This is a genomic window from Amycolatopsis sp. NBC_00345, from assembly GCF_036116635.1.
Lineage (GTDB): Bacteria > Actinomycetota > Actinomycetes > Mycobacteriales > Pseudonocardiaceae > Amycolatopsis.
Window position 1 is genome coordinate 1,294,880 of the sequence record NZ_CP107995.1, and the last position, 12,714, is coordinate 1,307,593.

Consider the following 12,714-nt stretch of genomic DNA (forward strand, 5'->3'; position numbering starts at 1 on the left):
TTATGGGTGCTTGACACGAATACCGGCCCGAGATCACACTGACCGTCATCGTCTCGGAACGGCCGGCGACATTTTCTTCCTGACCCCACGGCGCGACTCCGGACGCGCTCGCTGTCATGGCTGGGTAATTCGGAGGGTTTCTCTATGAATGCGCAAAAATGGGGCAGAAAAACTGCTTTCGCGATTATCTGCGGCGTCGCGGTGTCGGTGGCACTGGGCGCGTCCACCGGTACCGCGGGTGCGGCCCCGGTGATGGGGGTGCACAGCTCGCCCGCCGCGAAACCGTTGTTCCGGCAGCTGATCGGCCATGTCGTCGCCAGCGGATATTTCGAGGCCAGCGCGCCGGTCGCGGGCAGCTATGCCATCGAGTACGACGTGACCAAGGGCATCGTGTACTACGACACGCTGGTGGACGAAGTGGGGCTCGGCTCCGTCGGCGGCCCGGCCGGCACCACCAATCGGACGCAGCCGACGCCGTTGACCGCCGGTGGTCATCTGGTGAATGTGGCCGGGGGCGAGGGCGCCGGCGAAGCCGACCTCTATCTTGTGCAGATTTCCTGATCAGGCGACGGTGGGAATCGAAATAATTCGAGCTGTTTATTCGACGATTTCGCCGCGCTGAATCCTGGGCGCGTGCGTTTCCGGCTGGGTGAGCCAACGAGGGAGAGGGTCGGCGTGACTGTGCATTCGGGTCGTGTTGCTGCACGAAAGTACCTGTCCGTACTCGGCGCGGCCGTGCTCTGCGCCGCCCTGTCCGTCAGCGCGATGGGCCCGGCCGCCGCCGCGGCTCCGGCCGATTCGTCGCTGCCCTGCGACATCTACGCGGCGGCCGGCACGCCGTGCGTGGCGGCCCACAGCACGACGAGGGCGGTGTTCGCCTCCTACGACGGGCCGCTCTATCAGGTCACGCGGGCCTCGGACGGGGCCGCCCAGGACATCGGCCCGCTGTCCGCCGGCGGTTATGCCGACGCGGCGGCACAGGATTCGTTCTGCGCCGCCACCCCGTGCCAGATCACCAAGATCTACGACCAGACCCCGAACCACAGCGACCTCACCCCGGCGCCGGGCGGCACGGCGAACAATGCGGCGGACCGTGGCGCCGACGCGAGCGAGCTGGCGGTCACGGCCGGCGGCACCAAGGTGTACGGCGTCTGGACCTCACCCGGCGTCGGCTACCGGTACAACGGCGTGGCGAAGGGCGTCGCGACCAACGGCGCGCCCGAAGGCGCGTACATGGTCGCCAGCGGCACCCATGTCGGCAGCAACTGCTGCTTCGACTACGGCAACGCGGAGAGCAGCCCCGCCGACAACGGCAACGGGCACATGGACGCGGTCAGTATCGCGACCACCTGTTACTTCGAGCCGTGCAGCGGCTCCGGTCCCTGGGTCGAGGCCGACATGGAGAACGGCATGTTCCAGGGCGCCGACGGCTCCAACACCGCGAACACCGGCAACAACAGCAGTTACGTCACCGCCATGCTCAGGAACGACGGCCAGACCACCTACTCGCTGCAGGGCGGCGACTCCCAGTCCGGTGGGCTGTCGACCTGGTGGGACGGAGCGTTGCCGAACCGGGGCGGTTATCAGCCGATGCAGCAGGAGGGCGGCATCATCCTGGGCATCGGCGGCGACAACAGCAACTGGAACATGGGCACCTTCTTCGAGGGCGTGATGGTCGCCGGCTTCCCGAGCGACGCCACCCAGAACGCGGTGGCGGCCAACATCGCCTCGGTCGGCTACACCGGTGAGACCAACGTCCCCAACGGTCCGCAGGGGAACGTCACCGGTCCGGACGGCCAGTGCGTCGACGTGGCCGGAGACGACACGGGCGGCAACGGAACAGCCGTCCAGCTGTGGAACTGCCAGAGCTACGCGGAAGACCAGTATTGGACGCACCAGCCGAACGGTTCGCTGACCACCGTCGGCCGCTGCCTCGACATCAGCGGCGACAGCACGACCGCCGGCGCGCTGCTCGAACTGTGGGACTGCAACGGAGGCGGCAACCAGGTGTGGCAGCAGCAGCCGGACGGCTCGCTGCTCAACCCGCGGTCCGGTTTGTGCCTCGACGATCCGGGCGGCAACTCGGCCAACGGCACGCAGCTCGAGATCTGGGGCTGCACCGGCGGTGCCAACCAGAAGTTCACCCTGCACAGCGGTTCCTGACGCCGGAGGAATGAGCCCATGGACCAGATTCCCCGGCGCCGTTTCGTGGCCCTGGCCGCGGGGGCCGCCGTCGCCGGCGTGGCCGGCCCCCTCGGCGTTGCCTCCGCGCAGAGCCCGGCGGCACCGCGCCCGGCGCCCGGCGTCTCACCCGCGGACCCGGGTGGATTCGTCTACCCGGTTCCCGGGCAGACGACCGGCCCCGGCGTCCTGCCGGCGAAGCCCGCGAGCGTGGAATACCTGGGGCGGCAGGACTACGGCACGGAGGTCGCCCGTGACCTCGGCTTCTCCGGCGTCGTGAACGGCCAGTCCGTGTGGACCTTCGGCGACACCCTGCTCCCGGACGGCAACGGCGGCTACGCGCTGGTGGCCTCCGACAGCGTCGGGCTCGGTGACTCGTCGAATCCGCTGCGGGTGTACGACCGGGCCGACTCGTCCGGGCCGACCGAGTGGATCCCGCTCAACGACGCGGAGAACGCCAACGGCGGCCTGGGCCGTTACGGCATGGGCGGCACCAACGTCATCGAGTACGCGCCCGGCCAAGGGCTCGTCTGGTACCTGAAGAACGACCGGGGCGCGAACGGGCAGGGCATCGTCGGCGCCGGCGTCGCGACGGTCGCCATCGGCCCCTACGGCCCGATCGCGACCCGGGCGAGCGACACGATGTGGGGCCCGACCGAACCGTGGTGGGGCGACAACGGGGTCACCTACAACCCGCTCGACGGAAAGGCCTACGTCTACGGGCACGGCCCGGCCCCGTTCGACAACAACGTGTACCTGGCCCGGGCCACCGCGGCGGCCGCGACCGACGTGTCCGCCTACGAATACTGGGATCAGTCCTCGCAGTCGTGGACTCCGCGGCGGTTCAGCCTCAGCGGCGCTCTCGGCACGGTGGTGCTGTCCGACGCGCTGGCGATCTTCCCGAAGGGTGAACTGGGCCAGTCCAACGCGTTCTGGAGCAATTACTACAACACGTGGATGTACGTCGCCGGCGCCAATGTCGGCTACAGCGACATCATGGTGTCGACCGCGCCTGCGCTCGAAGGCCCGTGGACCACTCCGGTCACGATCGCGTCCTCCTGCCCGAGTGGTAGCTGCGGCCTGCGCTACGCCATCGCGCCACATCCGGAGTACGACCCGTCTGGGGCCAGCATTCTGGTCACGTGGACCGACTCGAACGTTATCTACACCGCGCGTATCCATTGGCAGTGAGATGTTTTGTTCACTCGATTTGGTGACGTTTTTGATGGGTGGCGTCGGTAAAATTGAAGAGTGAGCAATTATGGGGATTCTTCTTTACATGACGCTGGCGATGTGTTGTCTCGGATTCATGAACGGGCTGTCCGAGTGGCGCGGCTGGAGGCCGAGCAGGCTGCTGATGTCGCATTGTTTGCGGCAGCAGGTGGGTCTGCCCGGTCCGTGGCGGCCGAGTTGGCGTTGGAGTTGTCGGTGACAGAACGCCGCGCCGGTGCTGATATTGCGTTGGCGCAGGCGCTGACGACCCGGTTGCCGGAGACGTTCGCGGCGTTTCGTCGTGGGGAGATCGATGCTTTCAAGGCGCGGATGGTTTTCGAGCCGACGATAGCTCTCTCTGATGAGATGGCCGGTCGGGTCGATGCGATTGTGGCGGCCCGGTTGGCGGGGAAGAATCCGTCGTCGTTGCGGGCGGCGGTGAATCGGGTGGTGCAGAAGGTGGATGCCGAGGGATATGGGCGAAGATCCCGGGCGCGTCGGCGCGACCGTAACATCTGCTTGGTGCATCAGGACGAGACGATGTCCACGTTGCTGTGTGATCTGCCCGTGGAACAAGCGTCGGCGATCTACACCTCTCTCGATCAGGGGGCGCGGAGGCTGCGTCGCGGCGGTGAGGTCCGGACTTTGGATCAACTGCGTGCGGATGTCCTGGTCGATCGGCTGCTGAACCGGGCGCCGGGTGACAGCGGCATCAAGCCCGTTGTCTACTTGTATGTGGACCTTTTGACGCTGGCCGGGTTGAACGAGGATCCCGCCGAGTTGTCGGGTTGTGGCACGGTTCCGGCGTGGCTGGCGCGGGCGCTCGCGGCGGACTCGAACTCGGTGTGGCGGCGGATCATCACCGAACCCGACACCGGGCAGGTCCTCAGCGTCGGCCGCACCCGCTACCGGCCACCAGCCGCCCTCGCCGACCTCGTCCAGGTGCGGGACCGGGTGTGCCAGCACCCGGGATGTCATCAATACCACTAAGTTAAGCCGCTGGAGGCTGTAGGGTAATGGTCGGCGGGCCGGCGTGTCGAATGCTGCGGTCGGTGGACTTTTTGACTCTGTAGCGGTTGTATCTGAGTCTCCTGAGGGCGCGTGGGTTTGTTCGGTGTCGCCGCGGCAGGTGGCGACGTTCAAGAATTTCAGTCGTCGTCTCCGCGCGTGCCTTTTTCAGTTTTTGAGGGGGAAAAAGCCGCCTGACTTGTGACCTGGCGGCGGATGACGCGGAGAGTGCGCATGAACGACAATCGGTCGGGATCGACATCGGCTTCGTCGGCAGCCCGGCACATGAGCGCCCGTATGCTGTAGTGAGTCAGCAGCAACGCCCATATTTCTTGCCTGACCATATCCGGCGATTGAGACCTCAGCACTCGCCCTGGCCCGCGTTGATGAGTCTTGACCTCATCAAGTAGGCTTTCGTACTCCCAACGCTCACTATAAGCAGTAGCTAACTCGATAGCGGGTATGTCTTCAGGGTCGAGTATTGAGGTGATCAGGCGAATGGTGTCATGTTCCTCGGTTCGCTCACGGTCGGGAATCTCGTATTCGACGACACGCACCACCATGGCCTGAGTCGTGTGCGGCATGGCACCGTCTCGGATCCGTGTGAGGATTTCCTCCTTGTGGTAGTTGCGTAATTTCGGCGGGAACACGGCCGAGAGGTAGGAACCGTCCGGCAGGACACGCGCGACCGGCAGCAGAAGATTCGACTTCACCCGCCACAGGGCATCGGCGCCGGTCTCGAGCGTCTCCTGCCAGGCAGGGAAGCTGTAGAAGCTGCGGTCGGCGGTGATGAGCATGTCTGCCTCGAACGAGCGGGTCAGCTCCTTGGCCAGGGTCGTCTCTCCGACAGGCGCACCGCCAAGCGCGGCATCGACGAGGACATGTGAGCCGCATTCGCCAAGCCCGACGACTCGCACGATCGGGTAGGCACTCGCATTCGGACCGTTGTTGGATCGATTAAACTCGGCGACGTTGGCCGCGGTGTCCGGAATATTCAACGTGCACCCGTCAACCGACATCAACCGCCACGATCTCAGCCATGCGCCTTTCGTGCCCGGGCCCGCCACGGGAACCGCTATATCCTCGAACAACTCCCGCAACGGCTCGGCGCCCAAACGCTGCCGAGCCTGAGTGATCGCCGAGGTCGAAGGAACATGCCACGAATCCGACCACGATCTCATATCCTTCAAAGATCCCACGAGTTTACGCATCACTTCCTCGTAGTCATCATCGAAGAACAAGCACATCGCCATGCAGAAACGAACCATCACATGGGCTGGCAGCAGTCGAGATCGCTGCTCGCGACGCCCAGTTCTATTCAGCACGTCTTCAATGAAATCTCTCGGCACCACATCAGACAAGACCCCCAGTGAAATCCGGTCCGTCAACCGAACGCCCGCTCCACCGTTTCCCAGCAATTTCACATGCCCAGTTCGACTCACCACTCAATACTACCCAATCCCGATACCCAAGGAAAGCAATTTCCAGGCGTGTTGCCAAATCATTTCCACTGCGCAGACACCCTTAACTTAGTGGTATTGGGGATGTCATCGCCCGTCGCAGTACAGCGATATCGACCACACCCGAGACTTCGCGCAAGGCGGCCACACCGCCGAAGACAACCTCGGCCCGCGCTGTCGGCGACACCACCGCCTCAAAGACGAACCCGACTGGACCTACACCACAGCGCCCGGCGGTGAAGGCACGATCACCACACCGACCGGCCGGGTGTACGCGACAAACCCGCCGCCACTGCACGAAAGCCGAGTCAGGGACGCCGCAGGTGACACCGGGACCGGGCACGAAGCAGCCGCCTGATCCCGGCACATAGTCGTCGGCGACGAACAGGGCTCACTCGCGCGCCACATCAAGCGTGGCACCCCAGGAAATCACGCGGGGCCCCTGGACTCCAGGACTCGGTCTTCGCAAATCCAGTCCTACCGGCGGCCCCACGCCTCATTCCGCGACAACACCCACCCCTACTGGGAAAACCTCAATGTGGCGTTCGGTGCATGACGGGCAAGCGGGGAGACGACAATCCGGACGGCGGCCTGCGCGTCCCGCCACCGGCTCAGGAATTCACATACGCCAGCACAGCCAGTACCCGCCGGTGTCCGCTGTCCCCGGCCGGAAGGCCGAGTTTGCGGAAGATGTTGCCGATGTGCTTGGTCACCGCGCGTTCGGTCACGACGAGGCGCTCGGCGATGGCGAGGTTTTCGTGGCCCTGCGCCATCAGATGCAGCACCTCGCGTTCGCGCGCGGTCAGGGAGTCCAGCGGGTCGTGGCGGTTCATCAGCTGGGTGACGACTTCCGGGTCGAGCGCGGTGCCGCCCGCGGCCACGCGCTCGAGCGCGTCCAGGAACTCCTCGACTCGGCCGATCCGGTCCTTGAGCAGGTAGCCGGTCCCGTTGGCGCCGGTCGCGAGCAGTTCGGTGGCGTAGGCCTGCTCGACGTACTGCGAGAGCACCAGCACCGGCAGCCCGGGCAGCTGCTTGCGGGCCTCGACGGCGGCGCGCAGGCCCTCGTCGCGGAAGGTCGGGGGCATCCGGACGTCCAGCACGGCGATGTCGGGGCGGTGCGCCAGCAGCGCGGGCACGATCTCCGGCCCGCTGCCGGCCACGCCGACGACCTCGTGCCCGGCGCTCTTGACCAGGAGCACGATTCCCTCGCGCAGCAACGTGTTGTCCTCGGCGATCACTATCCGCATGGCAGCCGCACCTCGATCGTGGTTCCCCCGTCGGCCGGGCTGGTGATGCTCGCGCTGCCGTCCAGCGCGGCGACGCGGCGCCGGATGCCGAGCAGGCCCGAGCCCGAAACCGGGTCCGCGCCGCCCTGGCCGTCGTCGCGCACGACGATGCGCAGGTGCGCCCCGTCGCCGTCCACGGTCACCTCGGCGTGCCCGGCGGTGCTGTGCTTGGTCACGTTCGTCAGCGACTCGGCGACGACGAAGTACGCCGCGGCCTCCACCGGCGCCGGCGGGCGCGGCAGATCGTCCGGAATGGACACCGACACCGGGATCCGCTGCCCGCCCGCGAGCGCGTGCACGGCGCCGCCCAGCCCCCGGTCGGCGAGGATCGGCGGGTAGATGCCGCGGATGACGCCCCGCAGGTGCCCGAGCGAGTCCTCGATCCCGGTGCGCGCGTCCTGCAACAGCGACAACGCGGCGGTGGGCTCGGCCCGCAGCGCGCGTTCGGCGAGCCCGAGCCGCACCGCCACGGACACCAGCTGGGCCTGGACGCCGTCGTGCAGGTCGCGTTCGATGCGGCGCAGCTCCGCGCCGTGCGACTCCAGCGCCTCGGTCCGGGTCTCGGTCAGCCGTTCGACCTGCTGCTCCAGCAGCACCCGCTCGGTCGGCCGCAGCAGCGCCCCGGCGAACCGGGCCTGGCCGCGCGCGGCCGGCGGCACGAGCCACCACACCGCGGCGGCGTAGACCACGGCCTGGAGGAACGGCCACGTCAGCGCCTCCGGCCAGGTCTCCACCCGGATGAACGCGGTGACCGTGCCCGGCGGCAGCAGCTGCCACCACAGCGGCATGGTGAGGCTGTAGGGGACCGCGAGCCACAGCCCGACGGCAGTCAGGCCGGCGAAGACGCCGCCGATGCCGTGCCCGGCCAGCCACGCCAGGTCGCGCCAGGCTGCCGGGTCGGCCACGGCGGCCCGGACCCGCCGCCAGTGACCGCCCTCGGGCTTCCGGTACGGCCGGGGCACGTCGTGGCCCAGCAGCGGCGCGACCCGCCTCCGCTCGGCTTCGGCCAGCCGCCGCACCGGCGCCAGCGCGTCGGGGAAGACCACGGTGGCCAGGATCAGCAGCGGCGCGAAGGCGAGGCCGAGCATCGCGGGCAGGGCGGTCCGCAGGCCGCCGGCCAGCACCCTGGTCGCGTCCGCGCTGCGCCTGATCGCAGTTCTCATCTGGCTCCCCGGGTACCCGCTTGACGTGCGGTGACGGGGCCGGACTCTACCGGGCACCCCCGCCGGGGTGTAGCCGGCTACACCCCCGTTCGGGGTGCTGGAGCCGCTGTGTGGCAACCCATCCCCTCCTAGCGTCGGAAGCACCGGCCTAACGGGGAAGGAAACGAAGATGAGCACAACGGGGGACTCCCTCACCTGCGCGGTGCGGATGGAATCCGTGCGCAAGACCTACGGCAGCGGCGACACCGCCGTGCACGCCCTCGACGGGGTGTCGATTTCCTTGCGGCGCGGGAGTTTCACCGCCGTGATGGGCCCGTCCGGCTCGGGCAAGAGCACGTTCCTGCACTGCGCCGCCGGCCTCGACCGGCCGACCGGAGGCCGGGTCCTGCTCGGGGACACCGAGCTGACCGGCCGCGGGGAGGCCGCGCTGACCGAGCTGCGCCGGGAGCGGATCGGGTTCGTGTTCCAGGCTTACAACCTGCTCGACGCGCTCACCGTCGAGCAGAACATCCTGCTGCCGCTGCGCCTGGCGAACCGGCCGTTCGAGCCGGAGTTCCTCGCCGAGGTGGTGCGCTCGGTCGGGCTCGACGTGCCGCTGGACCGCCGTCCCGGCAAGCTTTCCGGCGGCCAGCAGCAACGCGTCGCGATCGCCCGCGCGCTGATCACCCGGCCCGACGTGATGCTCCTGGACGAGCCGACCGGCGCGCTCGACACCCGCACCGCGCGGCAGGTGCTGCTGGCGCTGCGCCACGCCGTGGACCGGTGGGGGCAGACCGCGCTGATGGTCACGCACGACCCGGTGGCGGCGTCGTTCGCCGACCAGGTCGTGTTCCTGGCCGACGGGCGGATCGTGGGTGAGCTGGCGCGGTCCGGGCCCGAGCTGATCGCCGAGCGCATGACGCACCTCGGGGAGTGGTGACGGCGTGTTCTCCTTGTCCTGGCAGATGATCCGCGCGCACCGCGCGGGCTTCGCCGCCGCGTTCGTGGCGGTGTTCTTCGGCTCGGCCCTGATCACGGTGTGCGGGGTGCTGATCGATTCGGGCCGGCGCGCCGGCATCCCGCCCGAGCGTTACGCCGCGGTTCCCGTGGTGGTCACCGCCCCGCAGGCGGTGACCGACAAGGACGGGATGGAGCAGCGGTTCGCCGAGCGGGTCCCGCTCCCGGCGTCGCGGGCCGCGGCGATCGCGCGGGTGCCCGGGGTCCGGTCGGCGATCGGCGATGTCAGCGTGCCGACCGGCTTGCGCACGGCGGGTGGCACCACGCCGCTGCTCGTGCACGGCTGGTCCGCAACCGGGCTCGGGCCTATCGCTCTTGCCGACGGACGCGCACCCCTCGCCCCGGACGAAGTGGTGCTCGACGCCGCGACCGCGGCCCGGGCGTCGGTGCGCATCGGCGACGCCGTCGACCTGGAGGCCGGTTCCGTCGCTACCCGGTTCCGGGTCGTCGGCACCACTGCCACGGCTGCGGGACCGGCCCCGGCGTTCCTCACCGGCGAGCGCGCCCGGCTGCTCGCCGGTCGTCCGGACCAGGTGGACGCCGTCGGCGTGCTCGCCGATCCGGGGGTCGGCGCGGACGAGCTCGCCACGCGGATCCAGGCGGCTGTGCCCGATGTCGTCGCCGCGGTCGGGAACGACCGCGCGGACGCCGAATTCCTCGACGTCGGGGCGGCCCGGTCGTTCCTCGTCCTGATCGCCGCGTCGTTCGGCGGCACCATGCTGATGATCGTGCTGCTGGTGGTGGCCAGCACGCTCGGGCTGTCCGTGCAGCAGCGGCGCCGGCAGTTCGCTTTGCTGCGGGCGATCGCGGCGACCCCGCGCCAGCTGCGCCGCCTGATCGGCGCCGAGGCGGTGCTGGTGTCCGCCGCGGCGTCGGTGCTCGGCGCGCCGGTCGGCGTCGGGCTGAGTCTGTTGCTGCGCAACGCATTGGCGGACCTGGGTGTGGTGCCGGCCGGGTTCCGGTTCGTCTTCGGCCCGCTGCCGATCGTGGCCGCGGTCGCCGCGTGTGTGGTCACCGCGCTGGGGGCCGGGCTGGTCGCGGCCCGCCGGGCGGCGCGGATCAGCCCCGTCGCGGCGCTGGGCGAGGCGGCCGTCGAGCCGGCGCGGCTCGGCCGGGGACGGCTGGTCACCGGCTGGCTGCTCGTCGTCGCGGGAGTGCTCGCGGGCGGGGTCGTGCCCCTGGTGCTGGCCGGTCCCGCCGCGACCGGCGGCGCGGCGGGCTCCGTGCTGCTGCTGGTCATCGCGGTGGCGCTGCTCGGGCCGCGGCTGCTCACCGCGACCGCCGGGCTGTTCCGCGGGCTGGGCCTCGGCCGCGGCGCCGCGGGCTACCTGGCCGGCGCCAACACCCGGGCCCGCGCCCGCCGGCTCGGCTCGGCGACCACGCCGTTGATCATGGGCGTCGCGCTGGCCGCGGTGCAGATCTTCACCCTGACCACCACGGCGGGCGCCGCCCAGCGGCAGGCCGACACCGGCCTGGTCGCCGACCGGGTGCTCGTCGCCGAAAACGGCGTCGCGCCCGCCGTCGCCGGTGCCGTGCGGCAGGTTCCCGGGGTCGCCGCGGCGACCCCGGTGGCCCGGACCCAGGTGCTGGTCACCTACCGGCAGTTCGGGGACGAGGCGATCGAGCCCGCGAGCGCGTTGGGCGTCACCCCGGAAGGCCTGCACGACGTACTGGACCTGGACGTCCGCCGCGGTGACCTCGCGGGCCTGACCGGCGACACGGTGGCGGTGAGCCAGTTCGCGGCCGACACCTACGGCGTCGATGTCGGCGGGACCCTCGCCCTGCGCCTCGGCGACGGCACCCCGCACCCCGCCCGCGTGGTCGCGGTTTACGGCAACGGGCTCGGCTTCGGCGACCTGACGCTGCCCCACGACGTGGTCGTCTCGCACACGACTTCCCGGCTGGACACGGAAATCCTGGTCGCGAAGGCGCCGGGAACCGGTGACGCCGCACTGGACGCCGGCCTGCACGCGGCACTCGTGGCGCACCCGGAGGTTCGCGTGGCGGGCCGAGACGCCTTCGCCGGCGGCCAGGACACGGCGGCGGCCGGGCAGTCGACCGTCGTCCTGCTGCTCAACCTCGTGCTGCTCGGGTTCATCGCGATCGCGGTGGTGAACATCCTGGTGCTGGCCACGGCGGCGCGGGTCCGCGAGTTCGCCCTGCTGCGCCTCGTCGGCGCGAAACCCCGCCAGGTGCGGGCGATGATGCGCCGCGAGGCGGGGGTCGTGGTCGTGGCGTCGGTGGTGCTCGGCTCCCTCGCCGCGCTCCCGCCGCTGCTCGGGGTCAGCGTCAGCCTGACCGGCTCCCCGTGGCCCACCGTGCCGCTGCCGGTCTACCTCGCGATCGTCGGCGTGGCCGCGGTGCTCGGCTGGGCGTCGATCGCGATCCCGACCCGGTTCGCCCTGCGCCCGGCGCCGATGGCCGCCCTGCGCACCGGCGACTGACGGTCCTCAGTAGACAGACGATTTCCCTCGAAAGGACGCTGTGATGGTAGTTCCCGGCCACGTGGGCTCCGAAGCCCGCCTCGCGCCGACCGGTCTCCGCGGTCTCATCGGCCGTCGCCGGCTGACCAGTTTCTTCGTGCTGGCGTTCGGGCTGAGCTGGCTCGCCTGGACCCCGTACGTGCTGTCCGGCAACGGTTTGGGCGTGCTGCCGTTCCGGTTCCCGGTGGTGCTCGGCACCACGCAGCTGTTCGCCGTGCTGCCCGGCGCCTACCTCGGCCCGATCCTGGCGGCGTACGTCGTCACCCGGGTCGCCGAGGGTCGCGCCGGGGTCCGGCGGTGGGCCGGGCGCCTGCTGAAGTGGCGGGTGAACTGGCGCTGGTACGCCGGGATCCTGCTCGGCGTGCCGCTCGCGCTGACCGTGACGAGCCTCCCGTTCGCGGGCGGCTGGGCGAACGTCCACCTGCCGGCGGTGACGGTGCTGGTCGCCTACCTGCCCGCGCTGGTGCTCCAGATGGTCACGACGGGGCTCGCGGAAGAGCCCGGCTGGCGCGACTTCGCGCTGCCCCACCTGCAGCCGCGGTTCGGCGCGCTGCGCGGCACCCTGATCCTCGGCCCGCTGTGGGGTGCCTGGCACCTGCCGCTGTTCCTGACGGAGTGGGGCGGCTGGCCGGACGTGGACTGGGTGCTGCCGGTCGAGTTCATCGCCGCGGCCGTGGTGCTCAGCGTGATCATGACCTGGGTGTTCAACCGCACCGGCGAAAGCCTGCCGCTGGCCATGCTGCTGCACACCAGCGTGAACAACTTCTTCTCGGTCGCCTGGCCGGCCATGTTCCCGGCGATCGACCCGCACGGCGCAGCCCATATCCAGCTGATCGCCTCGACGGTGATCGCGGCCGTCCTGCTGATCGCGACCCGGGGCCGGCTCGGCTACCGGGGCAAGACCGAGGCGGGCGGCTGACGCGAT

The 12,714-nt window shown here is 69.7% G+C and carries 10 protein-coding genes; 7 read left to right on the forward strand and 3 right to left on the reverse strand.

Going from position 1 to position 12,714, the window contains the following annotated elements:
• Positions 1-144: 144 nt before the first annotated feature.
• From OG943_RS05930 to OG943_RS05945, 4 genes are all read left to right on the forward strand, one after another.
• Positions 145-561: a hypothetical protein gene (locus tag OG943_RS05930; RefSeq protein ID WP_328608663.1), complete on the forward strand. Its 417-nt coding sequence runs from the start codon at positions 145-147 to the stop codon at positions 559-561.
• A 114-nt stretch (positions 562-675) separates the two neighbouring features.
• Positions 676-2,163, forward strand: coding sequence for an arabinofuranosidase catalytic domain-containing protein (locus OG943_RS05935; RefSeq protein ID WP_328608664.1), 1,488 nt, complete (start codon positions 676-678; stop codon positions 2,161-2,163).
• 18 nt (positions 2,164-2,181) lie between these two features.
• Positions 2,182-3,372 carry a DUF4185 domain-containing protein gene (locus tag OG943_RS05940; RefSeq protein WP_328608665.1) on the forward strand — a complete coding sequence of 397 codons (1,191 nt, stop codon included), beginning with the start codon at positions 2,182-2,184 and terminating at the stop codon, positions 3,370-3,372.
• 60 nt (positions 3,373-3,432) lie between these two features.
• Positions 3,433-4,383 carry a DUF222 domain-containing protein gene (locus OG943_RS05945; protein WP_328608666.1) on the forward strand — a complete coding sequence of 317 codons (951 nt, stop codon included), beginning with the start codon at positions 3,433-3,435 and terminating at the stop codon, positions 4,381-4,383.
• 158 nt (positions 4,384-4,541) lie between these two features.
• Here the strand turns inward: OG943_RS05945 and OG943_RS05950 are convergent, their stop codons facing one another.
• The 3 genes from OG943_RS05950 to OG943_RS05960 all read right to left on the reverse strand — a co-directional run bounded on the left by OG943_RS05950 (position 4,542) and on the right by OG943_RS05960 (position 8,310).
• Complete coding sequence (locus tag OG943_RS05950) at positions 4,542-5,825, reverse strand: IS4 family transposase (RefSeq protein WP_328612011.1); 1,284 nt, start codon at positions 5,823-5,825, stop codon at positions 4,542-4,544.
• A gap of 647 nt (positions 5,826-6,472) precedes the next feature.
• Entirely contained in the window at positions 6,473-7,108 is a 636-nt protein-coding gene (locus OG943_RS05955; RefSeq protein WP_328608667.1) for a response regulator transcription factor, read from the reverse strand.
• The gene (locus tag OG943_RS05960) at positions 7,099-8,310 is read right to left on the reverse strand and encodes a sensor histidine kinase (RefSeq protein WP_328608668.1); all 1,212 of its coding nucleotides are present in this window, start codon (positions 8,308-8,310) and stop codon (positions 7,099-7,101) included. Before OG943_RS05960 ends, OG943_RS05955 begins: the two co-directional genes overlap by 10 nt.
• 169 nt (positions 8,311-8,479) lie before the next feature.
• Between OG943_RS05960 and OG943_RS05965 the strand changes: the two genes are divergently transcribed.
• Genes OG943_RS05965 through OG943_RS05975 form a run of 3 tightly spaced genes read left to right on the forward strand, consistent with a single transcriptional unit; the run spans position 8,480 to position 12,708 of the window.
• Positions 8,480-9,229: an ABC transporter ATP-binding protein gene (locus OG943_RS05965; protein ID WP_328608669.1), complete on the forward strand. Its 750-nt coding sequence runs from the start codon at positions 8,480-8,482 to the stop codon at positions 9,227-9,229.
• Positions 9,230-9,233: 4 nt separating this feature from the next.
• On the forward strand, positions 9,234-11,750 hold the full coding sequence (locus tag OG943_RS05970) for an ABC transporter permease (protein WP_328608670.1): 2,517 nt from the start codon (positions 9,234-9,236) through the stop codon (positions 11,748-11,750).
• A 43-nt stretch (positions 11,751-11,793) separates the two neighbouring features.
• Positions 11,794-12,708, forward strand: coding sequence for a CPBP family intramembrane glutamic endopeptidase (locus OG943_RS05975; RefSeq protein ID WP_328608671.1), 915 nt, complete (start codon positions 11,794-11,796; stop codon positions 12,706-12,708).
• The last annotated feature ends 6 nt before the right edge of the window (positions 12,709-12,714 follow it).

Coding starts and splice junctions, on each gene's coding strand:
- OG943_RS05930 (WP_328608663.1), top strand. CDS start 145: ATGAATGCGCAAAAATGGGGCAGAAAAACTGCTTTCGCGATTATCTGC.
- OG943_RS05940 (WP_328608665.1), top strand. CDS start 2,182: ATGGACCAGATTCCCCGGCGCCGTTTCGTGGCCCTGGCCGCGGGGGCC.
- OG943_RS05955 (WP_328608667.1), bottom strand. CDS start 7,108: ATGCGGATAGTGATCGCCGAGGACAACACGTTGCTGCGCGAGGGAATC.
- OG943_RS05960 (WP_328608668.1), bottom strand. CDS start 8,310: ATGAGAACTGCGATCAGGCGCAGCGCGGACGCGACCAGGGTGCTGGCC.
- OG943_RS05965 (WP_328608669.1), top strand. CDS start 8,480: ATGAGCACAACGGGGGACTCCCTCACCTGCGCGGTGCGGATGGAATCC.
- OG943_RS05975 (WP_328608671.1), top strand. CDS start 11,794: ATGGTAGTTCCCGGCCACGTGGGCTCCGAAGCCCGCCTCGCGCCGACC.